Origin of the sequence: Amycolatopsis sp. SB7-3, assembly GCF_041021335.1 — a bacterium.
GTDB lineage: Bacteria > Actinomycetota > Actinomycetes > Mycobacteriales > Pseudonocardiaceae > Amycolatopsis > Amycolatopsis japonica.
Map to the genome: position 1 here is coordinate 493,612 of NZ_JBFPJQ010000002.1, position 23,546 is coordinate 517,157.

Annotated in this window: 22 protein-coding genes; 9 read left to right on the plus strand and 13 right to left on the minus strand. The window is 68.6% G+C overall.

All coding sequences use genetic code 11. The annotated features are described in order from the left end of the window. Window positions 1-109 precede the first annotated feature (109 nt). From AB8M46_RS20475 to AB8M46_RS20490, 4 genes are all read right to left on the minus strand, one after another. Window positions 110-754 carry a DUF4360 domain-containing protein gene (locus AB8M46_RS20475; RefSeq protein ID WP_125733869.1) on the minus strand — a complete coding sequence of 215 codons (645 nt, stop codon included), beginning with the start codon at window positions 752-754 and terminating at the stop codon, window positions 110-112. A 223-nt stretch (window positions 755-977) separates the two neighbouring features. Beyond that, window positions 978-1,619: a DUF4360 domain-containing protein gene (locus tag AB8M46_RS20480; RefSeq protein WP_199754976.1), complete on the minus strand. Its 642-nt coding sequence runs from the start codon at window positions 1,617-1,619 to the stop codon at window positions 978-980. 256 nt (window positions 1,620-1,875) lie between these two features. Beyond that, window positions 1,876-2,730 carry an LLM class F420-dependent oxidoreductase gene (locus AB8M46_RS20485; RefSeq protein WP_394361197.1) on the minus strand — a complete coding sequence of 285 codons (855 nt, stop codon included), beginning with the start codon at window positions 2,728-2,730 and terminating at the stop codon, window positions 1,876-1,878. An 8-nt stretch (window positions 2,731-2,738) separates the two neighbouring features. Continuing rightward, the gene (locus AB8M46_RS20490; protein WP_394361198.1) at window positions 2,739-3,149 is read right to left on the minus strand and encodes a nuclear transport factor 2 family protein; all 411 of its coding nucleotides are present in this window, start codon (window positions 3,147-3,149) and stop codon (window positions 2,739-2,741) included. A 90-nt stretch (window positions 3,150-3,239) separates the two neighbouring features. Here AB8M46_RS20490 and AB8M46_RS20495 point away from each other — a divergent pair, with 90 nt between their 5' ends. From AB8M46_RS20495 to AB8M46_RS20505, 3 genes are all read left to right on the plus strand, one after another. After that, on the plus strand, window positions 3,240-3,728 hold the full coding sequence (locus AB8M46_RS20495; RefSeq protein WP_394361199.1) for a MarR family winged helix-turn-helix transcriptional regulator: 489 nt from the start codon (window positions 3,240-3,242) through the stop codon (window positions 3,726-3,728). A gap of 43 nt (window positions 3,729-3,771) precedes the next feature. Then, a complete protein-coding gene (locus AB8M46_RS20500; RefSeq protein WP_037338241.1) occupies window positions 3,772-4,761 on the plus strand; it encodes a malate dehydrogenase in 990 nt (329 codons plus the stop codon). Between the two features lie 222 nt (window positions 4,762-4,983). Beyond that, window positions 4,984-7,431 carry a DUF6493 family protein gene (locus tag AB8M46_RS20505; RefSeq protein ID WP_394361200.1) on the plus strand — a complete coding sequence of 816 codons (2,448 nt, stop codon included), beginning with the start codon at window positions 4,984-4,986 and terminating at the stop codon, window positions 7,429-7,431. Here the strand turns inward: AB8M46_RS20505 and AB8M46_RS20510 are convergent. Beyond that, complete coding sequence (locus tag AB8M46_RS20510) at window positions 7,414-8,547, minus strand: SWIM zinc finger family protein (protein ID WP_394361201.1); 1,134 nt, start codon at window positions 8,545-8,547, stop codon at window positions 7,414-7,416. The genes AB8M46_RS20505 and AB8M46_RS20510 overlap by 18 nt on opposite strands. A gap of 91 nt (window positions 8,548-8,638) precedes the next feature. Then, window positions 8,639-9,508 (minus strand): TetR/AcrR family transcriptional regulator C-terminal domain-containing protein, encoded by an 870-nt coding sequence (locus AB8M46_RS20515; RefSeq protein WP_394361202.1) that lies wholly within the window; start codon window positions 9,506-9,508, stop codon window positions 8,639-8,641. Between the two features lie 87 nt (window positions 9,509-9,595). Here AB8M46_RS20515 and AB8M46_RS20520 point away from each other — a divergent pair, with 87 nt between their 5' ends. Together AB8M46_RS20520 and AB8M46_RS20525 are read left to right on the plus strand one after the other, a co-directional pair. Further along, window positions 9,596-11,395, plus strand: a complete 1,800-nt coding sequence (locus tag AB8M46_RS20520) for a right-handed parallel beta-helix repeat-containing protein (protein ID WP_394361203.1) — start codon at window positions 9,596-9,598, stop codon at window positions 11,393-11,395. 70 nt (window positions 11,396-11,465) lie between these two features. Continuing rightward, window positions 11,466-12,095, plus strand: a complete 630-nt coding sequence (locus tag AB8M46_RS20525) for a hypothetical protein (RefSeq protein WP_394361204.1) — start codon at window positions 11,466-11,468, stop codon at window positions 12,093-12,095. 26 nt (window positions 12,096-12,121) lie between these two features. On the opposite strand, the gene AB8M46_RS20530 is transcribed toward AB8M46_RS20525, so the two are convergent. Next, window positions 12,122-13,495 carry a PLP-dependent aminotransferase family protein gene (locus AB8M46_RS20530; protein ID WP_394361205.1) on the minus strand — a complete coding sequence of 458 codons (1,374 nt, stop codon included), beginning with the start codon at window positions 13,493-13,495 and terminating at the stop codon, window positions 12,122-12,124. Here AB8M46_RS20530 and AB8M46_RS20535 point away from each other — a divergent pair. Continuing rightward, window positions 13,494-14,717 carry an aminotransferase class V-fold PLP-dependent enzyme gene (locus AB8M46_RS20535; RefSeq protein WP_394361206.1) on the plus strand — a complete coding sequence of 408 codons (1,224 nt, stop codon included), beginning with the start codon at window positions 13,494-13,496 and terminating at the stop codon, window positions 14,715-14,717. The genes AB8M46_RS20530 and AB8M46_RS20535 overlap by 2 nt on opposite strands. A 57-nt stretch (window positions 14,718-14,774) precedes the next feature. On the opposite strand, the gene AB8M46_RS20540 is transcribed toward AB8M46_RS20535, so the two are convergent. From AB8M46_RS20540 to AB8M46_RS20555, 4 genes are all read right to left on the minus strand, one after another. Next, entirely contained in the window at window positions 14,775-16,817 is a 2,043-nt protein-coding gene (locus AB8M46_RS20540; protein WP_394361207.1) for a M3 family metallopeptidase, read from the minus strand. Between the two features lie 102 nt (window positions 16,818-16,919). Then, window positions 16,920-17,630 (minus strand): histidine phosphatase family protein, encoded by a 711-nt coding sequence (locus AB8M46_RS20545; RefSeq protein ID WP_394361208.1) that lies wholly within the window; start codon window positions 17,628-17,630, stop codon window positions 16,920-16,922. A 107-nt stretch (window positions 17,631-17,737) separates the two neighbouring features. Further along, window positions 17,738-18,577 (minus strand): undecaprenyl-diphosphate phosphatase, encoded by an 840-nt coding sequence (locus AB8M46_RS20550; protein ID WP_037311927.1) that lies wholly within the window; start codon window positions 18,575-18,577, stop codon window positions 17,738-17,740. Further along, the gene (locus tag AB8M46_RS20555; RefSeq protein WP_394361209.1) at window positions 18,577-19,623 is read right to left on the minus strand and encodes an LLM class F420-dependent oxidoreductase; all 1,047 of its coding nucleotides are present in this window, start codon (window positions 19,621-19,623) and stop codon (window positions 18,577-18,579) included. Before AB8M46_RS20555 ends, AB8M46_RS20550 begins: the two co-directional genes overlap by 1 nt. A 136-nt stretch (window positions 19,624-19,759) precedes the next feature. Here AB8M46_RS20555 and AB8M46_RS20560 point away from each other — a divergent pair, with 136 nt between their 5' ends. The 3 genes from AB8M46_RS20560 to AB8M46_RS20570 all read left to right on the plus strand — a co-directional run bounded on the left by AB8M46_RS20560 (window position 19,760) and on the right by AB8M46_RS20570 (window position 22,070). Then, on the plus strand, window positions 19,760-20,725 hold the full coding sequence (locus AB8M46_RS20560; protein ID WP_037338267.1) for an aldo/keto reductase: 966 nt from the start codon (window positions 19,760-19,762) through the stop codon (window positions 20,723-20,725). A 113-nt stretch (window positions 20,726-20,838) separates the two neighbouring features. Next, a complete protein-coding gene (locus AB8M46_RS20565; protein ID WP_394361210.1) occupies window positions 20,839-21,852 on the plus strand; it encodes a YncE family protein in 1,014 nt (337 codons plus the stop codon). Further along, a complete protein-coding gene (locus AB8M46_RS20570; protein WP_016334446.1) occupies window positions 21,849-22,070 on the plus strand; it encodes a DUF5703 family protein in 222 nt (73 codons plus the stop codon). The genes AB8M46_RS20565 and AB8M46_RS20570 overlap by 4 nt, the downstream gene beginning before the upstream one ends. 135 nt (window positions 22,071-22,205) lie before the next feature. On the opposite strand, the gene AB8M46_RS20575 is transcribed toward AB8M46_RS20570, so the two are convergent. Together AB8M46_RS20575 and AB8M46_RS20580 are read right to left on the minus strand one after the other, a co-directional pair. Further along, the gene (locus tag AB8M46_RS20575; protein ID WP_394361211.1) at window positions 22,206-22,952 is read right to left on the minus strand and encodes an SRPBCC domain-containing protein; all 747 of its coding nucleotides are present in this window, start codon (window positions 22,950-22,952) and stop codon (window positions 22,206-22,208) included. Continuing rightward, complete coding sequence (locus AB8M46_RS20580) at window positions 22,953-23,543, minus strand: winged helix-turn-helix domain-containing protein (RefSeq protein WP_394361212.1); 591 nt, start codon at window positions 23,541-23,543, stop codon at window positions 22,953-22,955. It lies immediately after the preceding gene. Window positions 23,544-23,546 lie beyond the last annotated feature (3 nt).

A 23,546-nucleotide genomic window follows, 5' to 3' on the forward strand; every position in this document is an offset into this window, starting at 1 on the left:
TTCACAGACTCGCGGCTCGCGGACGTGCGCCCCATGAGCACCAGCAGTCACAGCGGCTGCGCGTGAAGGACTCCTTCACGCCTTGCGAGCACTCACGAGGTTTCAGCGGTCAGTTCTTCGGCTTGGGACAGTTCTTCCACGAGAAGTGGTACGTGGTCTTGATGGAACCGTCGGTCGAGTCCATGGTGACGAAGCTGGTGGTCTTCTTCGGATCGGAAGTGCCGACCGCGGCCCGCAGTTCCGTGTTGATGTTGAAGTTCCGGTCCTCACCACAGGGTTTGTAGACGATGGCACCGACCTCGATGTCGTCGGTGAACTGCCAGTTGTCCTCGAACGGGCCTTTGAGGTTGTGGTTCACGTACGACGTCGGCGAATTGCCTTGGAAGTAGTAGTTGGCGCGTTCCAGTCCGGTGGCTCCCGCGGCCAAGGAGGCGAAGCCGCGGTAGTCGGTGCCCGCGATGCCGTAGGTGAATCCCTGCGGCACGTGGACGTAGAGGTTGAGCTGGCAGTTCTTGCGCAGATCGGTCGGTTTCGCGCCGACGCCGACCTGGGCGGTGTATTCGCTGTAGGTGACGGTGAACGCGGTGTTGTCCGGTGAGACGGAAACGGCCGCCGTACCGGGTTTGCATCCGGTTCCGTTGACCGTCACGACGTCGATGACTATCTTGTCGGACGGCAACGGGGGCGGCACCCACGCGTTCGGAGTGACGACCGAGGAGAACAGCGTCACGGCAGCGACCAGCACGTTGAGCATGGGATCCTTCCCAAAGCTTCGACACGGCGGGAGCGGCGGATTCAGCGAGACGATTTCTCCCTGCCGCCCGCCGGAAATGGGGTCGTCGAGAAGACTCGTCGCCGCCGGGCAGGGCGGCGACGAGCGGTGAAGTCCTCGTTCAGAGCGGCCAAGGCCCTGACCGGGCATGGGTGGGACGGCCTTCTTCCGGACCGGGAAGCAGGCCGTCACCCTGGAGGAGAGGTCAGGAAGCCGGGCAGGTCTTCCACGAGAAGTGGTAGGTGGTCTTGAACGCGCCGTCGGTGGAATCCATCGTGATGAAACTGGTGGTCTTCTTCGGATCCGACGAACCCGCGCCGACCCTCAGTTCCGTGTTCACGTTGAGATTCCGGTCCTCGCCGCACGGCTTGTAGATGATGACGCCACCTTCGGCTTCGTCACGGAATTGCCAGTTGTCCGACAGCGGCCCGTTGACGGGATGGCTCACCTGCGCGGTCGGCGAATTCCCTTGGAAGTAGTAATTCGCCCGCTGCAATGCCTTGGCGCCGGATTCGAGCGATGCGAAACCGCGGTAATCGGCGCTGGCGATACCATAGGTGAATCCCTGCGGCACGTGGATGTTGAGGTTCAGCTGGCAGTTCTTCCGGAAATCGGTGGGCTTCGAGCCGACGCCGACCTGCGCGGTGTATTCGCTGTAGGTGACCGTGAAAGAACTGTTGTCCCTGGCCACGGCGACGGCGGACGAACCCGGCGGACAGCCGGAACCGTTGACGGTGACGACGTCGATGACGACCCGGTCGGGCGGCGGTCCGGGCGGCGGGGACATGCTGTTCGGCGTTATTATCGACGAGAAAAGAGATACGGCGGCAACCACTGCATTGAGCATGGGGTCCTTCCCAAAACTTCCACACGGGGGGCGGGGAACTGGGCGGACTCATGCTAGCGAGTCGATCATCACGATGCCGCCCGCCGATCGGACGAAATCGTCTCGGCGATCGGTTCATGAAAAGATATTATGGACTGTAACCGTTTTCCGGGACCAATGGGAACACCGTCGGCCCCGGAAAACACCATTCGATTCGCACGATATGGAAAAAGCTTTCGCGGCTTCGCCGTTGACGATTTCGCGGAGACAGGCCGGTTCAGGCGGCGACCAGGCCCGCGGCTTCGCCGAGCACGGCCACCGCGCCGCGATCCCACGCGCCGGCGGTGATCACCACGACGTGGTCGAGCCCCCAGGACGCGAACTCACCGCACCGGCGGGCGAAGTCCTTTGAGGACTCCCCCGGCGCGAGCCGGGTCGCGATGGTCTTCTCGATCTCTTCGACAGGCCGTCCGACGTCGGCGCAATGCCGGGCGAGGACGTCCAGCTGCGCGCGGACGGTCTTGCCTCCGTCGGGGATGTCGAAGAGGTTGCAGGCGTCGGCATGCTCGGCGACCAGCCGCAGGGTCCGCTTCGGCCCGGTGCCGCCGATGAGCACCTTCGGCCGCCGCACCGGCAAGGGGTTGTTCACCGGCCGCTCCAGCCGGTAGTGCCTGCCGGCGAACTCCGAGGTGTCGCCGTCCCACATCCGGCCTGCGATGCGGAGGGTCTCCTCCAGCCGTTCGAACCGTTCGGGGATCGGTGGGAGCGACAGCCCCATCGCGCGGGCCTCGTCCTCCTGGTAGCCGGCGCCGATCCCGAGCCAGGCGCGGCCCCGCGAAAGGACGTCGAGTGTCGTGACCGCCTTCACCAGCAGGGCGGGAGCCCGGAAGGTGGCGGCGCTGACCATGGTGCCGAGCCGGATCCGGGACGTCGCCGAGGCGAGGAAGCCCAGAGTCGTGTACGCCTCCAGCATCTCCGAGTCCGGTGTGCTGCCCGGCGCGGTCTGCAGGAGGTGGTCCGCGACCCAGAGGGTGTCGAGGCCGGTCGCGTCGGCCGTCCGGGCGACTTCGAGAAGGTTGTCGACCAGACCGCCGGGCCAGGAGAAATCGGTGACGCTGACGCTGATTCGCATGATCTTCCTCATCTTCCGGGTGCTTCGGGACGCGCGAAGGGCGGCGGCCCGCCGATCGGGCTCAGGTGGATGCCGGCGATGAGCCAGCGGTCGTCGTCGCGGACGAACACGTGGGTGACGCGGAACCGGCCGTCGACGCGGTTCCCCTGATGCGTGCCCTCCTGGGCGTGCACGCCGACGGACACGGCGGCCGTGCCGTGCTCGCGGACGTCGACCTCGGTCCAGTCGAGTTTCTCGGTGACCAGGTCGCCGCCGCGGTAGCGCTGCAGCCATTGCGGTTTCCCGAGCACGAACCCCAGCGGTCCGACCAGGGTGAAGTCGGCGGTGGCCATCGCGTCGAGTGCTTCCGTGTCGCCGCGGACCTCGGCGTCGGCCCAGCGGGCCCCGAGGTCGCGGATCTCGCTCTCCGTACTGCGCATGGCGTTTCCTCCGTTCGTTCGACCCCGCTAACGTTAGATATCTAATGATTCGATGTCAAACCCTTAGAGCAATGCGCTATGCTCCTGGACGTGCAGAAACCCACCGCGGCACCCATCGGCGTCGTCCTCGCCAAAACCGCCAAGACCGTCGGGCGCGCCTTCGATCAGGCACTGGCCGCCGACGGCGGCTCACAGCCCGTCTGGCAGATCCTGATCACGCTGAAGACCCGGCGCGTGGCCAATCAGCGAGAGCTCGCGGCCGCGGTCGGCATCCAGGGCGCCACGCTCACCCATCATCTGAACGCCATGGAGAGTGCGGGCTTGATCACCCGGCGACGCGATCCCGACAACCGGCGAGTGCATGTCGTCGAACTCACCGCCGAGGGTGAAACGGTCTTCCACCGGCTGGCGAAGGCGGCGATCGCGCACGACAAACGAATCCGGGCCGGGTTCAGCGACGAAGAGATCACCACACTGGCCGGGCTGCTCTCGCGACTCGCCGCGAACGTGGCCACCGACGGCATCGATCAAGAAAACAGTGACTGGACGCACCCGAACGGCGACTCGGGACAGGACTAGCATCGCGGTACAAGTCGATGTCGCCTCAAGCTGGAGAACCGCAATGACCCAAGCCCCTGTCAACGTCACCGTCACCGGTGCGGCCGGCCAGATCGGCTACGCGCTGCTCTTCCGCATCGCGTCCGGTCAGCTGCTCGGCCCGGACACCCCGGTGAAGCTGCGGCTCCTGGAGATCCCGCAGGCGGTCAAGGCGGCTGAGGGCACCGCGATGGAACTCGAAGACGGCGCGTTCCCGCTGCTGTCGGGCATCGACATCTTCGACGACCCGAAGCAGGCCTTCGAGGGCGCGAACGTCGCCCTGCTCGTCGGCGCCCGTCCCCGCGCGAAGGGCATGGAGCGCGGCGACCTGCTCGAGGCCAACGGTGGCATCTTCAAGCCGCAGGGTGAGGCCATCAACGCCGGCGCGGCGAGCGACATCAAGGTCCTCGTCGTCGGCAACCCGGCCAACACCAACGCCCTCATCGCCCAGGCGCACGCGCCCGACGTCCCGGCCGACCGCTTCACCGCGATGACCCGCCTCGACCACAACCGCGCCCTCGCGCAGCTGTCCAAGAAGCTGGGCGTACCGGTGACCGAGCTGAAGAAGGTCGCGATCTGGGGCAACCACTCCGCGACCCAGTACCCGTCGATCGCGCACGCCGAGGTGTCCGGCAAGGCCGCGACCGAGGTCATCACCGACCAGGCCTGGCTCACCGACGACTTCATCCCGACCGTCGCCAAGCGCGGCGCGGCGATCATCGAGGCTCGCGGCCTGTCCTCCGCGGCGTCGGCCGCCTCCGCGGCGATCGACCACGTGTACACCTGGGTCAACGGCACCCCCGAGGGTGACTGGACCTCGGCGGCGGTCGTGTCCGACGGCTCCTACGGTGTCCCGGAGGGCCTGATCTCCTCGTTCCCGGTCACCGCCGCGAACGGCGAGTACAAGATCGTCCAGGGCCTGGAGATCGACGACTTCTCCCGTGCCCGCATCGACGCTTCGGTCAACGAGCTGGCCGAAGAGCGCGACGCGGTGAAGAAGCTCGGCCTCATCTGAGCCTGAACCACCTCACGAAGGCGGCCGTGTCCCCCGGGACACGGCCGCCTTTTCGCGGACGCCGCTCCGGGGTGGGCAGCCGCGTGGCGTGACCGAAGGCGTGACTCGCGTGATCAGGGACGTGACTCGCGTGATTGGAGGCGGAACTCGGGTGTTCCGCCCCTGATCACGCGAGTTCCGCCTCCAATCACGCGAGTGCGGTGCTCACGCCACAATGGACCCGTGCACCTCGACGAGCTCCTCACCGGCCAGCCCTCGGAAGTCCTCACCAGGGCCCTCGAGCTTTCCCAAGCCGAGCGGAAAGCCCTCGTCCCCGAACTCCTGGCCACCTTCAAGGACAGCCGCGAGTTCGTCGAGATCAAGCCCGACACCTACGGCGCCCGCAACCCGCTCAGGGCCCAGCAAGCCGCGACCGCCCTCTGGACCGCACTCCCCGCGAGCGACCCCCTGCTGCGCAAACTCTGGATCGCCTCGCCCACGATCCTCGAACGCGTCCTGCAGGACCGCTCGCTCACCGAACGCAAGACGATCGCGCTGCGCATGATCGGCCACCACACCGCCTGGGAAGCCGTCCGCCGCATGGTCCTCGACGGCGACCTCGAACCCATCCGGACACCGGAATACCACACCGGCTGGTTCCGCTGGGCCGAACGCTTCCGCGGGAAATCGCTGGCCGAACGGCTCCGGACCGAACGCGAAGCCCTCACCGAGATCTGGGAACTGCTCACGATCGAAGGCAACGGCGACGGGAGCTTCGCCGCCTTCGACAAGTACGTCCGCGACCAGGACAAATGGTCCACCGCACTGCTCGAACTCACCGAGACCGGCGAACTCGACCGCACCCGGCTCCTCGACCTCACCCTCGACGTCCTCGCCCGCGACTTCGCCGCCTTCCGCGCCCAGTGGTACGCCGCACTCCACGAAGCGCTCGCCCCCACCCCGGACGAACGCACCGCGGCGCAGCACCGCTACGCCCGGCTGTGCGGAAGTAGCCTCCCCCGCACCGTCTCCTTCGCCGTCAAAGCACTGTCCCTTGTGGACAAACAGGGCACGCTCGACGACGAAGTCGCGCTCCAGCACCTCCCCGCCGCAGCAGCCGGACGCGGCGCCGCCACCGCCAAACTCGCACTCAAACTCGCCGGCCGTATCGCCGACCGGCGACCCGAGCTCACCGACCTCGCCAACGAAGTCTTCGAAGCGGCGATCACCCACGACGCCTCCGACGTCCGCGCCATCGCCACCGCCCAGCTCGGTGTCACCCCTGAGACGCCGCCCGTCATCGAGACCACCGAGTACCCGGAACCCACCCGAACACCGTGGGACCAGCGCAAAACGCTGACCGTCCCGCTCGAAGTCCCCGACACCCCGGCCGCGGTCGCCGAAGCCCTCTCCTCCCTGCTCGCCGACCCCGACCAGGCCGACCTCCTCTTGGCCGCCCTCGACGGGGCCCACCGTGTCGCCGGCGAACTCCAGGACGCCCTCAAACCGCTGGTGAAACGCGCCGCGCGAATCGCCGCCCAGCAGTACAGCGCGGCGGTACCGAAGATGATCGCCACGCTCGTCCTCGGCCTCGCTGGCCGTGACGTCGCCCCTCTACCTCAGGTCGACGGCTGGCGCCGCCCCCTCCACCACCGGATCACCGCCCTGCTCGAAGGCACCGCCGTCCCCGTCTCCGCCGCCACCCACCACGGCGGCTGGCTCGACCCCGTCGTCTTCGTCGCCCGCATGCTCGAACACCCGGACGCGGCAGAGGACGACGTCGCCGACGCACTGCTCCGCCTCGCCCCCGACACGCGACCCGCGGCCCTCGCGCTCGCCTCGGAACTCACCGGACCGCACGCCGACACCATCCGCTACGCCCTCGGCGGACCGGCCATCGGCGACACCGGCTGGACCGCCCTCGCCGCCGCCCGCGCCCGACACCCCGAATCCGCAGACCCCGCCGCCGCACTCCGCGGCGAACCCGGCCCGCCGATCACCTGGACACTGAAAGCCGGCCTTACCGACTACGGCTCGAACACACTGGACATCGAACGAACCCCGGAACCCGCCGCACCGGAAGTTCCCTGGCTGGGCGTGCTCTTCGAGAACCGGGCCCCCGAGTGGCTCGGCTTCACCGAATGCCACGAAGCGGTCTCCTCCCCCTACGACCGCGACCACCTCGAAGCCACCGTCGCCGGAAACCTGTACTTCAACGACATCGAAGTCGGCTATCCCGTGGAGAAGGCCGCGCTGCCTCCGTTCCTCGACAGCCCCTCGGTCCCGGGCATCCCCGGCACGATGCTCCTCGCCACCACCCTCGCGCTGAAACGCCCCGCCGCCGTCCAGCTCGGCACGGACGCCGTGCTGACCCTGCTGGACCGTCGGATGCTCGGCCCTCGCGCACTCGGCGAGGCGTTGGGCGCACTCGGGCCGCAGCTCATCATCACGCGACTGGCACCCCGGCTCTCGGTCATCGCGAACGAACACCCGATCGCCGTACTGTCCACACTCGACACATTGCTGCCGAAGCTGGCGCCCTCACACCGCGGCATCTTCGCGTTGCTGGAACTCGCCGCGGACCTCGTGGACCGCGGCGCGGGCACGATCAGCGCCGAAACGAAAGAGTGGCTCATCGGCTTCAAGGGCAGTTCGAAAGCGGCGAAGGCGGCGTCACGACTCAGCGGCTGACATCCTGGCCGCCAGCACATGCGAACAAGGACCTCGGTTCTCCTGATGCTTGGCCCACCACGCGCACGTGCAGCCGGCGGGCGAAAGCCGGACGCGCTGCACCGAGCCGGCACGGGTGATCTCGTAGCCACCGTCCGCCAACTTGTGGACGGCTCCGGCGGCGAGCAGCTCGCGGGCTTTCGCGAGCCGGCCGTTCGCCGGAGCAGTCCCGCTCGGCAGCTCGCGCGGGAACCACGTGCCGTCGACGACGTCGTGACCGGCGCGACCAGCGACGAGTTCCGGCGCATCGAGACCCGCCGCCAACGCGTTCAACCAACCGCCTTCACCCGAGAAACCCCGGGACGGCTCCGGAGACAACGTGACGACGAGCCGCGCTCGCTCCAACCGGAGCACCCAGGTCGCGACCTCGCTGTCCGGTCGCGTGTAGACGGTCAGCCCCTGAGCGAACCGAACGAGCGGCTCGACGACCCGCAACCGATGGAGCCCGGTCGCCGGGATCGAGTCCCGGCCTGATCGTGACGTCAGCCGTAGCCCACGACCCGACGCCACCGCCCACGACTGGCCGACCGAAGTGGGCAGCCTCCGCAGGAAGTTCCGCGCCTCCGCCTTGTCCAGCTCCGCCTTCTCGACCGCTCCCGCCGTGACGGCGGCGACCTCGGCGAACCCCGACACCCAGCGATCCGGCAGCGGCACCACGGACTCGTCGTTCTGCCCGTCGAGCGTGCGGAGCCGGATTCCCTCGCCACGAACGGTCAAGTGCAACGGATCCCGGGCGACGACTCCGGCCAGAACGGTTCGCGTCGCCTCGGACAGGTCCACATTGGTACAACCCTCGCCGAGGTCACCCGCTTCCAGGAGATCCAGCCTGGCGTACAAGCCACAGCACGGCGAAAAAGCCTCCGCGCGCAGCGTCGTCCGATCCGCGGTGAACACCGGATCGGACTCGGCGATCAGCCGGTTCACCATGGACGGAGGCATCCAGAACCGGGTGCGGGCGACCTTCCCCAGCACGAGCAGCGCCTGGGCCGCCTGTGCTCCAGGCTCCAGAAAGCCCTGGAAGAGCACAGCCGATGAGGCGTCCTCTTCCAGCTGCTCCAGCAAGACTTCGGTGATCACCGGACAACCCTAGCCAGAGCCTCCGACAGTCTTTGCGGGTTTTACACTGAGCCTGAAGTTGATCTTGTTCCAAGCTCGACTGAATAGGTCGTTATACACTTTGAGCCTGACGACGCCGGTAGGCGCGTTGCTGGCACGCCCGCGAGCAGTAGTCCCGAGGCCGGCCTCGCCCTCCCCCGGCCAAGGGCTTACCGCAGACGACGCACTCCCCTCCCCCGTTATCGTCACTGATTACCTCACTCCCCTGGCTTTGGATGAGCGCCTCGATACCATCGAGGGTCCTCCTCAGCCCGAACTCGAAGGCGTCCAGCGGAGCATCCATTCCCCCGGCCTTCCACAGCCGCTCCAGCGCCGGATAGCGGTCCAGACGCTCGAAGAGCGACTCGCGTTCGCTCCACCAACGCTCATGGGTCACCCCTGTGCGCCGCTGGAGTTCCGCGGCCTCCCCCGCCTGACGCGCGGCCGACTCGACGAATCCGCCCACCAGGTTCACCACCGCGATCACCTGCGCCGGCGCCAGACCGCTACGCGAGGCCACGTCCAGCGCGTGGTCGTAGCCGGCCATGATGTTCGGCCCCGGCAGGCGGCGGGACCCGGCGCTGTGGACCAGCCACGGATGCCGGTCGTACATCTCCCGGGCCCGCCGCGCCCACCGTTCGAGGCCGGCCCGCCAGCCGAGCCCCTCCGAAGACCCCATCGGAAACTCGCCGTACACCGCGTCACGCATGAGTTCCACCAGTTCCGCCTTGCCGGGGACGTACCGGTAGAGCGACATGGTGGTGGTGCCGAACCGTTCCGCGACCTTGCGCATCGACAGTGAGGCGAGCCCTTCGGCGTCCGCGACCTCGACGGCCGCCGCGACGATCCGGCCGAGACTCAATCCCGGCCGCTCCGGCTCGGAAGTCCCCCACAGCAGTTCGATCGCACGCTCCGGATCCGGCTGCGCGTCGTCTTCCGCCACCCGCTGCTCCTTGACGCTCTTCGCTCGTTCGTGTTTAGCTGATAAACCTCAGTATATCCCATATACCTCTCGCAGGAGCGCTTCAGCATGCCCGAAATCAGGTTCTTCGCATCCCCGGACGGCAGAGACGACTGGCCTGGGACCGCCGACCAGCCATTCGCCACGCCGAAAGCCGCTCAGAAGGCGGTCCGCGCCGCGACGGCCACCATGACCGGCGACGTCGTCGTTTCCTTCGCGACGGGCGTCTACCGATTGGACGAACTCCTTTCTTTCACTGACACGCAGGGCGATTCCGGCTCGAACGGCTTCCGCGTGATCTACCAGGCACACGGCTACGGAACAGCCGACCAGGCAAACGTCGAACTGTGCGGCGGCCGCGAGATCACCGGCTGGTCGACAGGCGACGACGGTGTCTGGACCGCGCCGATCGGCGACCTGACACCGCGGCGGCTCACCGTCGACGGCAAGCCCGCGACCCGAGCAGCCCGCACGGATGGACTCCCGGGAAGCGTGACGAAAACAGGCGCCGGTTACGTCACGGACAGCGTGGAGCCTCAGTCGTGGCCGGACCCCTCCGGGCTGGAGTTCGTCTACCCGGGCGTCTACCCGTGGTCCGAAGCCCGGATCCCGGTCGCGTCCATCTCCGGTGACGCCTCCTCGACCACGATCACGATGGCTCAGCCCGCCTTCGACAACGCCAAATCCCTCTACGACGCCAAGTGGTACGGCGCCGGTGGCGACGGCGCTTGGGACGGCCTGGCCGCACCGTCCACGCTCGAGAACAACGTGGCCTTCCTGACCGAACCGGGAACCTTCGCCGTCCGCCGCACCGACACAGGCGATCACGTCCTGCACTACCGCCCGCGTCCAGGCGAGAAGCTCAACGAGACCAACGTCGTCGCTCCGGTGCTCGAAACGCTCATCAGCGGACAAGGTGTCCACGACCTCGTGCTGCGCGGCCTCACCTTCACCGACGCGACCTGGTCCGGTCCCGATCGCACCGGCGGCTACCTGCACTACCACGGCAACGCACGCTACGAACGGGGCGACTTCCAGAAGATCGACCTCGGCGCGGACGTGGGCTACGTCCACGTGCCCGCCGAGCCGGTCCAGCTGCCCGCCAACGTCAGCCTCGCGTCGGTCAGCCGGGTCGCCCTGGAGGGCAACCACTTCACCCGGCTCGGCGCAGGAGGTCTGCTGATCGAGGACGCCACCGACGTGCGGATCCTGGCGAACGTCTTCGACGAGATCTCGGGCAGCGGGATCGCCGTCCACACGAGCACCCGGGTCGCGGTCGAAGACAACCTCGTCCATCACATCGGCACCGAGTACCGCGGTTCGCCCGCCGTCCTCGTCGTCGAGTCCGCGGAGACCTCCGTGGCACACAACGAGATCCACGACGTCCCGCACAACGGCATCGTGATCACCGGCGGCGAGCGCGCCAAGGGCACGCAGGTGATCTCGAATCTCGTCGAGCGCAGCATGGGCAAGCTCATGGACGGCGGCGGGATCTACCTGTCGGCACCACAGGGCTCGTCGTTCGCCGGCGGGGCACTGGTCCGCGGCAACGTCGTCCGCGACGTCCTCACCTCGTACAACTTCGGCCTCTACACCGACTACGGCGCAGCGTGGGTCACCGTCCTCGGCAACATCGTCCACCGCGCCGACACCCCGATCGTGCTCCAGGTGGGCCCGCCGATGGAGAACGTCGCCTTCATCGGCAACTTCTGGGACGTCCTGCCCGACGGCTACGACACCCCACCCGAGACGGTGACCGTGGCGGGAAACACTGTGCTGCCCAAGGAGAATTTCGACGAGGCTGCGCGGGCGGACCCGGCAAGCGCGGACATCCTCGCGCGGGCGGGCCGCCGGGGTCTGGAACGATGATCACCGCTCCTGCCGGGCGCGAGTCCGGCAGGAGCCGCTCCGGCCACGATTACCGAGGAGACCACACGCGATGCCGACCCAGACCACGGAAGCCCCCGGGACCCGCCGACGGCTCGCGCGGATCGCGACCGAGGTGCTCGCTCCCTGGGTCTGGGTGCTCGGTCTCCCGCTGATCGTCGCCTGGAAGGTCACCGGATACCACGTCGGCGAGACGGTGCTCTGGGGTCTCGTCGTCGGCGTCACCGGCTCGCTGATCCCGATGGCCGTGATCGTGCGCGGCGCCAGGAAGGGCAAGTGGGACAGCCACCACGTCACCGATCGCGCCGGGCGGCTCATCCCGTTCGCGGTCTGCATCGGCTCGCTGACCGCAGGCTTCGTCGTCCTGATCGCCGGCGACGCCCCGCACGAGATGATCGCGCTCGCGGCCGCCGAACTCGTCTGCCTGGTGGCCGCGCTCGCGATCACCTTCGGGCTCGAGTTCAAGATCTCGATGCACGCGATGGTGGCGGCGGGCGCGGCCGTGATGCTGATCCGTGTCTACGGCCCCTGGCTCGCCTTGGTCTTCCTCGGCGTCGGCTGGGTCTGCTGGTCCCGCGTCGAACTCGGGGACCACACCAAAGCCGAGGTCACGGCCGGGATAGCCGCCGGTGTCGTCCTCGGCGGTGGTGTTTATCTGTTGCTTGACGCGATTTTGGCCTGAGGCCCACTGTATAGGTCGTTATACATTTAACGCAGTCGCTTGACGCCTTCGACGAGCTCGGCGACGTCGGCCGCGGCGGCGAAGCCGAGCCGGAGGAACGGTCCGGCCGGTTCGGCGGCGAAGAACCGGTCCCCCGCCCCCACCACGACTCCCCGCTCTCTCGCCGCGCGGGCGACGGCGTTCGCGTCACTCCCCGCCGGCAGCCGCACCCACAGATGCAACCCGCCCTCGGGCAACCGCGCGACAGTCCACTCAGGACACTCCCCCGCCAGCGCCGCGGCCGCCTTTCCGCATCGCTGTCGCAGTTCGGAGCCCAGCTTCCGCACGTGACGTTCCCAGGACGGCGCGCTGAGCAGTTCGAGGGCCGCCTCCTGCAGCGGACGGGAGACGAAGAAGTCGTCGACCCGCCGGATCGCCTTCATCCGGTCGAGAACGGGTCCACGCGCGATCAGCGCCCCGATCCGGAGGCTCGGCGCGGCGGCTTTGGTCACCGACGTCAGATGCACGACCGTACCGTCGCGATCGTCGGCGATCAGCGGACGCGGTGTCGTGACTCCGTGGGCGAGGTGCCGCGCGAAGTCGTCCTCCAGCACGAAAGCACCCGTCGCCCGCGCCACCTCGAGCACCTGGGTGCGGCGTTCCGCCGTGAGCACGGTCCCGGTCGGGTTGTGGAACGTGGGCTGGCAGTAGAAGAGCCGGGCGCCGGTCATCGCGAACGCCTCCGCCAGCAGATCCGGCCGGACCCCGTCGTCGTCGAGGGGAACCGGCACCGGGCGGAGCCCCGCCGCCCGCGCGGCGGCGAGCGCTCCCGGATAGGTCGGCGACTCGACGAGGACCGGGCTGCCGGGCGCCGCGATCGCCCGGAACGCCATGGAGAGCCCGCTCTGACCGCCGGCGGTGATCAGGACGTCGTCCGGTGACGCACCGGCGGGCCCCGCGAACACCGACCTCAGCGCGGCCAGCCCGGAAGCGGGGGCCCGATCCCAGGAATCCGGACGGCGCCCCGCCCGCGCGAGCGCCGCGCTCAGGAAACGGGTCGCCTGCAGTGATCGGTGCGGATATCCGCCGTCGAGGAGGATCGCGCCCTCCGGTGGCGGGCCGAGGACGCCGGTGAGCGATGTGGTGTCGACGCTGCGATCGGTCAGCGCGACGGTCTGCCATGCCGTGTCGAGTGGCCCGTCCGCCGTCGACGGCCTGGCAGCCACATACGTCCCGCTTCCAGGTCGGGTCACGACAGCGCCCTCGGCCGCCAGCAGAGCGATCGCGCGCGAGACGGTCACCGGGCCGACTCGGTATCGCTCGATCAGCTCCCGGCTGCTGGGCAACCGGTCCCCCGCGGCCGCCGTGCGGATCAGGGAACGCAGCTGGAGAACGAGGGCGGAAGTGCTACTATCCGACATGAAAGACTATGATAGTGCTACTGAAAATCCCACGGAATCACTACTGGACGTTCCCGCGCTGCGGGCCGATACACCGGGCAGCGAGAAGGTCGTCCACTTCAACAACGCGGGCTGCGGGCTCCTGGCGAAGCCGGTACTGGCCGCCATGCTCGATCATCTGAATCTCGAAGCCGAGTTCGGCGGCTACGAGGCCGCCGCGGCACGGTCGGATCAGGTCGCGGGCTTCTACCGCGAGATCGCCGCGTTGATCAACGCGCGGCCGCGCAACATCGCCTTCGCGGCGAGCGCCACCCACGCCTACTCCACCGCGCTTTCCTCGATCCGCTTCGAGCCCGGCGACGTCGTGCTCACCACCCGCAACGACTTCATCTCCAACCAGATCGCGTTCCTGTCGCTGCGGAAGCGGTTCGGCGTCGAGATCGTGCACGCGCCGGACACGCGGGAAGGCGGTGTCGACGTCGAGGCCATGGCGGCCCGGATGCGCACGAGGAAACCGAAACTGGTCGCCGCCACGCATATCCCGACCAACTCGGGGCTCGTCCAGCCGGTCGCCGAGATCGGACGGCACTGCCGGGAGCTCGGCCTGCTGTACCTGGTCGACGCCTGCCAGTCGATCGGCCAGTACCCCATCGACGTCGAAGAGATCGGCGCCGACCTGCTCACCTCGACGTGCCGCAAATTCCTGCGTGGCCCCCGCGGTTCGGGGTTCCTGTTCGTGTCCGACCGGTTCCTCGCAGTCGGGCACGAGCCGCTGTTCATCGACATGCACGGCGCCCGATGGACCGCGCCCGGCGTATATGAACCCGCGAAGTCTGCTTCCCGGTTCGAGGAATGGGAATTCCCTTACGCCACCGTGCTCGGCTGCGCGACGGCGGCGCGGTATGCCCGTGAGGTCGGCCTGGAGGCGATCTCACGACGCACCCCCGCGCTCGCGGCCAGGCTGCGGGACGGTCTCCGCGCCATCGCGGGCGTCGAAGTGCTCGACCGTGGCCCGGAACTGGGTGCCTTGGTGACGTTCTCCATCAAGGGCTGGGAAGCCGTGCCCTTCAAGGCGGCGATGGACGCCAGGCGGATCAACTCGGCGCTCAGCTACCGGGAGTTCGCGCAGTTCGACTTCGGGGACAAGGACGTCGACTGGTGCCTGCGGCTGAGCCCGCACTACTACAACACCGAGCGGGAAGTGGACGACGTCGCCGCGGCCGTCGCCGAACTCGCCGCCTGAACGCGGTCTCCCCGCCTGGGCACTGGGGGTGCCCGGGCGGGGAGACCGTCAGGAGGATCAGGCCCCGGCGAGACCGCGGCGCTTCAGCAGCGGCTCGATCTCCGGGTCACGGCCACGGAACGCACGGAAGGCGGCCATCGGGTCGACGCTGCCGCCCCGCCCGAGCAGCTCGCGGCGGAAATGGTCGCCGTTCTCCCTGGAGAGCCCGCCGTTTTCGCGGAACCACTGGACGGTGTCGGCGTCGAGGACCTCGCTCCAGATGTAGGAGTAGTACCCGGCGCTGTAGCCGCCGCTGAAGATATGCGCGAAGTAGGTGGTGCGGTAGCGCGGCGGCACCGCTTCCAGCGCGACCCCGGCCTTGGTCAACGCCTCGGCCTCGAACCGCTGGACGTCGTCGACATTGTCCTCGGTGCCCAGGGCGTGCCACGCCTGGTCGAGGAGCGACGCCGCGAGGTACTCGGTGGTCGAGAAACCTTCGCCGTACTGCTGCGACGCGAGGAGCTTGTCGATCTGCTCCTGCGGCAGCGGCTCGCCGGTCACGTGGTGCTTGGCGTAGTTGGCCAGCACCTCCGGCCACAGCATCCACATCTCGTTGACCTGCGAGGGGTACTCGACGAAGTCACGCGGGACGTTGGTACCCGAGAACATCGGGTACACGACGTCGGAAAGCAGCGAGTGCAGCGCGTGCCCGAACTCGTGGAACGCGGTGACGACCTCGTCGAAGGTCAGCAGGGTCGGCTCGCCCGCCGGCGGCTTGGCGACGTTGAGCACGTTCACCACGACCGTCTTCGTGCCCAGGAGCTTCGTCTGGTCGACGAAGTTGTTCATCCAGGCGCCGCCGCGCTTGGAGTCGCGGGCGTAGTAGTCGAGCAGGAACAGGCCGAGTTCCGAACCGTCGGCGTCGAAGACCTCGAAGATCCGGACCTCGGGGTGGTACTTCGGCAGGTCCTCCCGCTCGGTGAAGCTCAGGCCGTACAGCTTCGACGCGGCGAAGAAGACGCCGTCGGTCAGCACGCGGTTCAGCTCGAAGTACGGGCGCAGCGCCGCGGTGTCGACCTCGAACCGGTCCTTGCGCACGCGTTCGGCGTAGAACGCCCAGTCCCACGGGCGCAGGATCGCGCCGGGGATGTCGGCTTCGAGGTAGCGCTGCAGTTCTTCGGCCTCCGCCTTGGCGTTGGCGACCGCGACCGGCGCGAGACGTTCCAGTAGCCCGACAGCGGCCTGAGCGGTCTTCGCGGTCTCGTCCTCGATGACGTACGACGCGTGGTCGGGGAAGCCGAGTACGGCGGCCCGCTCGGCACGCAGGCGGACCAGTTCGGCCACGACCTCGTTGTTGTCGGACTCGTTGCCCCGGTTGCCGCGCGAGACCGACGCGGTGAAGATCCGCTCGCGCAGCGCGCGATCCTCCAGCGAGGCCAACGCGGCCTGCGCCGTCGGCAAGGTCAGCTTGAGGACGTACTTGCCTTCCTCACCGGCGGTTTCGGCGGCGGTGGCGATCTCGTCCTCGCCCAGTCCCGCGAGCTCCGCGACGTCGTCGACGACCACGGCGAGTTCGTTGGTGTCCTTGAGCAGGTTCTGCTGGAAGCGGGTCGACAGCGTCGAAAGCTGCTCGTTCAGCTCGCGCAGCCGCTTCTGATCGGCCTCGGGCAGCCCGGCGCCGGCGCGGCGCACGTCGGTGTGGTGCCGCTCCAGGAGACGGAGCGACTCGGTGTCGAGGCCGAGTTCGTCCTTTCGCTCGAACAGGGAGTTGATCCTGGCGAACAACGCCGGGTTGAGGTTGATGGCGTCGGCGTGTGCGGCCAGCCGCGGCGCCATCTCGGCCTGCACGCGCTGGATCTCGTCGTTCGCGTTCGATCCGGCGAGGTTGAAGAACACGCTGGACACGCGGGACAGCAGCCTGCCGGACTTCTCGAGCGCGACGATCGTGTTCTCGAAGGTCGGCGGCTCCGTGGAGTTGGCGATCTCTTCGATTTCGGCGGCGTGCTCGGCAAGGCCCGCTTCGAAGGCGGGAAGGAAGTGTTCGTCGGCGATCCGGTCGAACGGCGGAAGGGCGTAGGGCAGCTCACTCGGCACGGCGAACGGGTTGTCCTGCGAAATCATCGGTGTTGCTCCCGGGTCGTCGAATCTGCTGTTCTGGCCACCTTACGGGCAGTGAGGGGCCGGTGGATGCCGTCCGTGGCGTGACACCGCGGACGGGAGTGGTCACGCTCCGGTGGTACCGCCCACCACCGCGTCGGAGCTCTGTTTTCCCTTGCCACGCTTGGCTTTCGCCTTGGGCGGCGGTGGGGCGATACCGGCGAGGTCGCCGCCGTTGTCGTTGACGCGCAACACGAACGGACGAGTCTCGGTGTACCGGACGACCGAAACCGACGCCGGGTCGACCACGATCCGCTGGAAAGAATCGAGATGCTGGCCGAGCGCGTCGGCGAGGATCGCCTTGATCACATCGCCATGGCTGCATAAGAGCCATACCGCGTTCTCGCCGTACTTCTCGGTGATCCGGGCGTCGTGCGCGCGGACGGCCGCGACCGACCGCGCCTGCATCTCGGCGAGCCCTTCGCCGCCGGGGAAGACCGCGGCCGACGGATGCGCCTGCACGACCCGCCAGAGTGGTTCCTTGACCAGATCCTTGAGCGCGCGCCCGGTCCATTCGCCGTAGTCCACTTCGGACAAACCGGGCTCTTTGACCTTGTCCAGACCGCGTGCCTCGGCCAGCTTCGCGACCGTCTGGCGGCAGCGGAGCATCGGCGAGACCACCAGCTCGGCGAGCGGGACCGGCGCCAGACGCTCGACGAGCGCGGCCGCCTGCGCCCGGCCGGTGTCGTCGAGTCCGACCTTGGGCGTGCGCCCGGCCAGGACACCCGAACCGTTCGCCGTCGACTTGCCGTGGCGCAGAAGGATCACAGTACTCACGTGGCCCACCCTACGTGTCGTGCTTTGCCCCCTCCCCGCGTTTCGTCCTCTGGATGCGGTACTTGCGCGTGCAAGGACCGCATCCAGAGGACTAAATGCGCCGGGGGTTACAGGTGCGGGCCCTCTTGGGGGTCCAGGACACCGGTGAAGATCAGGACGAACAGCAGCGCGCCGAGGACGAGCCGATAGATCACGAACGGCACGAAGCTCTTGGTCTTGATGTACGACATCAGCCACGCGATGACCGCGTACCCGACACCGAAGGCGACCAGCGTCGCCAGGATCGTCGGCCCCCACTGCGCCGGGGCGCCGTCCTTGCCGATGTCGGTCAGCTTGTACAGACCCGAGCCGAACACCGCCGGCAGCGCCAGCAGGAAGGAGTACTCCGCCGCTTCCGCGCGGGTGTAGCCGAGCAGCAGCCCGGCGCTGGTGGTGCCACCGGAACGCGAGACACCCGGGATCAGCGCCAGCGCCTGCGCGAACCCGAAGCCGAGACCGTGCGGCACGGTCAGGTGGTCGAGGGTGCGCTCCTGCTTCCCGATCCGGTCGGCCACCAGGAGGATCAGGCCGAACACGATCAGCGTGGTCGCGGTGATCCGCAGGTCACGGAAGGTTTCGTCGATGGCGTCCTGCAGCAGCAGGCCCAGCACCACGATCGGCAGCGAGCCGACGATGATCAGCCAGCCCAGCCGGGCGTCGGGATCCTGCCGCCAGTCCTTCTTGTAGATCGAGAAGAACCAGGCGCGGAGGATCTTCCCGATCTTCGACGAGAAGTACAGGATGACCGCGAGTTCGGTACCGATCTGGGTCACCGCGGTGAACGCGGCGCCCGGGTCGTCCCAGCCGGCGAGCGCCGCGGTGATCCGCAGATGCGCGCTGGACGAGATCGGCAGGAACTCCGTGAGGCCCTGGACGAGCCCGAGGACCAGTGCTTCGAACCATCCCATCAGGCGACACCGGCCGATTCGACGGCTTCGGCTGCGACCTCGAGGGCGTGTGCGGAGCCCTCGGGATCCGGCATGGCGGGTGCGACGGTCAGCGTCGTGACACCGGACTCCGCGAAGGCCTGCATCCGTTCGGCGATGCGCTCCTTGGGCCCCAGCAGCGACGTCGCGTCGATGAACTCCAGCGGGACGGCTGCCATGGCGCCTTCGTAGTTCTTGCCCAGGTACTTCTGCTGCACGTCGGCCGCTTCGCGCTCGAAACCCATCCGGCAGGCGAGCTGGTTGTAGAAGTTCTTCTCCCGGCTGCCCATCCCGCCGATGTACAGCGCCGCGTATCCGCGGACCGCGTCGGCGCAGGTCTTCCAGTCGTCACCGACCACGAGCGGGACGGTGGGGACGACGTCGAAGCCGTCGAGGGAGCGCCCGGCCTTGTCCGCCCCGGCCTGGATCAGCTTCAGCTGCTCACCGGCGTGCTCGGGCGAGTAGAAGACCGGCAGCCAGCCGTTCGCGATCTCGCCGGTCAGTTCGAGGTTCTTCGGGCCGATGGCGGCCAGGTACACGGGGATCTCTTCGCGCACGGGGTGCACGGTCAGGGTCAGCGCCTTGCCGGGCCCGCCGGGCAGCGGCAGCTGGAAGTGGTCGCCGTCGTACCGGACGCGGTCGCGGCTCAGCGCCTTGCGGACGATCTCGACGTATTCCCGCGTGCGGCCGAGCGGCGACGCGAACTTCACGCCGTGCCAGCCCTCGGAGACCTGAGGGCCGGAAACACCGAGGCCGAGGCGGAACCGGCCGCCGGAAAGCGTGTCCAGGGTCGCGGCGGTCATCGCGGTCATCGCCGGTGTCCGCGCGGGGATCTGCAACACCGCGCTGCCCACGTCGATCCGTGAGGTCTGCGCCGCCACCCATGAGAGCACCGTCGGCGCGTCCGAACCGTAGGCCTCCGCGGCCCAGACGACCGCGTAGTCCAGTTCGTCCGCCTTCTTCGCCAATGCCAGGTTGGCCGCGTCGTTCCCCGCGCCCCAATAGCCCAAGTTCAGTCCGAGTCGCACGGCGTGAATGTATCCATCGGAGTGTCACTCCTCCGTTCAGGGTGTTGACAGCCGATGACCCGCACGGTGGTACTCGATCACGACACGCTCACCTGCTCCGCGACCCGCACTTGCCTTCCGGCTAGGCTCGCCCGTCGTGGAAAAGCGACAGCTCGGCCGGTCGGGACTTCGGGTCTCGCGGATGGCCCTCGGGACCATGACGTGGGGTGGCGACACCGACTCGGAGGAGGCGGCCAGCCAGCTGGTCGCGTTCGTCGACGCCGGGGGCACCCTGGTCGACACCGCCGACATCTACGGCGAGGGCGAGAGCGAACGCGTCCTGGGCGCGCTGCTCGGCGACCTGGTCCCCCGCGACGACATCGTGCTCGCCACCAAGGCCGTCGCCCGCCGGACCGACGGCCCGTTCGGCGGCGGAGCCTCGCGCGGTGCCCTGCTGAGCGCGCTCGAAGGCTCGCTGCGACGGCTCGGCACCGACCACATCGATCTCTGGCAGCTGCACGCCTGGGACACCACCGTGCCGGTCGACGAGACGCTCGCCGCCCTGGAATACGCCGTGACCAGCGGAAAGGTCCGCTACGTCGGCGTCTCCAACTACTCGGGCTGGCAGCTGGCGACCGCTGCGGCCCGCAGTGCCGCCGTCGCACCGCTGGTCTCGACGCAGGTCGAGTACTCGCTGCTGGAGCGCGGCGTCGATCGTGAGGTCGTCCCCGCCGCTGAGCACCACGGCATCGGGCTCCTGCCGTGGGCGCCGCTCGGCCGGGGCGTGCTCACCGGCAAGTACCGCAGCGGGACGCCCGCCGATTCGCGCGGCGCTTCGAGCGTTTTCGCGGGCTATGTCGAACATCACCGGACCGATCGCGCGGCCAGGATCGTGCAGGCGGTCGCGACGGCCGCGGACGGCCTGGGCACCTCGCCGCTGGCGGTCGCGCTGGCCTGGGTCCGCGACCGGCCCGGAGTGGTCGCGCCCGTGGTCGGAGCCCGTGACACCGGTCAATTGACCGGCTCGCTGACAGCCGAGGACATCACGCTGCCGCCCGCCATCCGCTCGGCGCTCGACGACGTCAGCGCGATCGAGGTCGGGTACCCGGAACGCGGCCTCTGAGCCGTCTCGAATACTGGATTAGGTGACTGTTGGGTGACGCTGACGTGACGTGGTGGAGTTCCAGGAGGATGCTGGACAAGTCCGTTCGACGATTAGCAGGTGGAGGCACCAAGGTGGGTCGGCTGTCCGCCGTTTCCCGGATCGCGATCCCGCTCGCCGGTGTCCTGGTGCTCTCGTCGTGCAGTACGGACGACACGCCGAACGACTCCTTGCAGATCGTGCAGAACCCCGTCGCGGCGACCGCGGCGGTCTCCCCCGCCGTGACCGTCAAACCCGCCGGTTCGGTGTTCGCGGTGCCGGGGGTGCGGGCCCTGGCGACCGACGAGGCGAGCAAGTCGCTGGTCGTCGCCGTTTCGGAGCCGCCGTCGCTGCGTATCTACGATCTCGCCGCCTTGGACAAGCCGAAGACGACGGTGGCCTTGCCCGGTCCTGCCGAGCGCCTGACGGTCTCGGGCTCCCAGGTGCTCGCCAGCGTTCCCGGCAAGAGTCTCCTGGCGAAGGTCTCCCTGCCCGGTGGCGCGCTGGAGACGGTCCCGGTCGCGGGGCAGCCGTCGGCCGGCCTCGCCGACGGCGACGCGACGCTGGTCTCCGTCCGGGACCGCAAGGCCGTCGAGGTGCTGTCGAAGAACGCGGGACCGAAGACCATCACCGGCCAGATCTACAGCGCCGACGACGTGCTGAACACCGGTGACGGTGTGGTCGTGCTCGACAAGCTCCGCACTGCCCTCTTCGCCGTCGACCTCGCCGAGGGCAAGATCGGCGAGGGCCTGCGCGCAGGCGACGGTGCGGCCAACGCCGTCACCGACGATCTCGGCCGCGTCTTCATCACCGACGCGCGCGCGGGCGCCCTGCTGGCGTTCTCCACGACGCCGCTGCTGTTGCGCCAGCGCTATCCCGTTCCCGGCGGGGCATACGGCATCGCCTACGACCGCACGCGCGGCCTCGCCTGGGTCACGCTCACCGAACGCAACGAGGTCGTCGGTTTCGACGTCCGCGGTGGAGAGCCGATCGAGAAGCACCGGTTCCCCACCGTGCGGCAGCCAGATTCGGTCACCGTCGACGAGCAGGGCGGCCGCGTGGTCGTCGGCTCGGCCATCGGAGAAGGGATCCAGGTGATCACGCCATGACAGTCGTGGACGAGGCGGTGGTCGAAGGGGATTGGGAGTACCGGCGGCTGCAGCTGCCTCCTGGTGTTTCGCGGCGGGCGGCGGCGACGCAGCTGTCGATCCACGCCGAGTTCGCCGGCTGGGAGCTTTCGACCGTCCGGCTCTACTCGGACGGGACCCGGAGGGTGTGGTTGCGCCGGAAGCGCACCGCTACGCCGCTGCCCGGCCTCATCACCTGAGAAGCGGCGTCTGTTAGCGCCTGAAGTACGTGAAGGCCTCCTTGAGGGACTCTGGGTCCCTCAAGGAGGCCTTCACGGCCTTGGCACGCGCGACGAACGCGTCCTTCACCGCATCAGATGCGGCGAAAGGCCCCTTCAGCTCCTGAAGACCCGGCCCAGCCAGTCAGCCCAGATCCCGTCCTGCTCCGCAGGATCGACGTCGCCGAACAGGTGATGCATCGCGACCATCGGCCCGGCGAACCCGCGCACGAAGCGCAGGAACGAGTCCGAGGTCCGGATACCGACCGTCTGCGCGTTCGCGAGGTAGACCTCGCCCTCCACAGTGGACACGGAGTCGGTGGAAAGCCGGACCCGGTCCCCCGTTTCCGGCCGCCCCGCGAGGCCGAGCTCCCGGCCCAGCTTCAGCCACGCGCTGTCCCAATCCCCGATCATCGGCCCGAACACCGTCACCGGCACGGCCTTCCGGCCGGCGAACCGGTTGAGATACTCGACGAGGGTGCGGAGGAACAGCTCACCACCCGCGGTCATCGCCTCGAACTCGTCTTCCCAGTCGTCGCCGGGCAGGAAGCCGCTCGTCACGGTCCGCAGTACGGTGCTGCCGCCGGAGCGGCCTTCGATGAGGAACTCGTACGCGACGAACCGTCCGTCCGGCGCGGGTTCCGTACCGTAGACGAGCCGCTCCAGCGGGTCCCAGGACGTGATCGCCGACGTCGGTTCGTAGCCGCCGAACGCGGTCTTCACGGTTCCGCCGACGCCGCCGTCGACCTCGTTGCGGCCCATGAACCACGACGTGATCCCCGGTCCGGTCGCGATGGCGTCCCAGACCTGTTCGGGCGTCGCGTCGACCTCGAGGCGGTCGGTGATCTCGAATTCGTGACCCACTCAGCGCTCCTCGGTTTTGACACTCGGGTGGACGGCGACGACGATCCGGTGGTCGCGGCCCTGTTCGGCGCCCTCGTCGTGGTACTTGCTCACCAGGTTCGTGATCGCGACGGTGAGCTCTTCGGCGAACGCGGCCCGGTCCGCGGCGGAGGAGAACCGCACCTCGCCGTCGATCGCGAAGGTCGCGATCCGCTTGCGCGCCTTGGTCGCACCGGTGATCAGCAGGCCGACGTCGCGCACGAGCCTCCCGGCCACCGCGAGCAGCCAGCGTGCGGACAGCCGGTCCGGTGACTGCGCCGGATCGGGCTGCACGGCCGAGAGCGCCGTCGGCGAGATGACGTACGAGGACGCCGTCGCGCGCATCATGCGCTCGGTGACGTTGCCCTTCCGCCGTTCCTCGACGAGCTCGACCAGCCCGTGCTTCTCCAGCGCGCGAAGGTGGTAGTTCACCTTCTGTCTCGGCAGGTCCACCCGCGCGGCCAGCATAGTGGCCGACGCGGGCTCGGCGAGTTCGGCGAGCAGCCTGGCCCGGACCGGATCCAGCGACACTTCGGCCGCTTCCGCGTCCTCGATCACCGCAACGGAGAACATGCC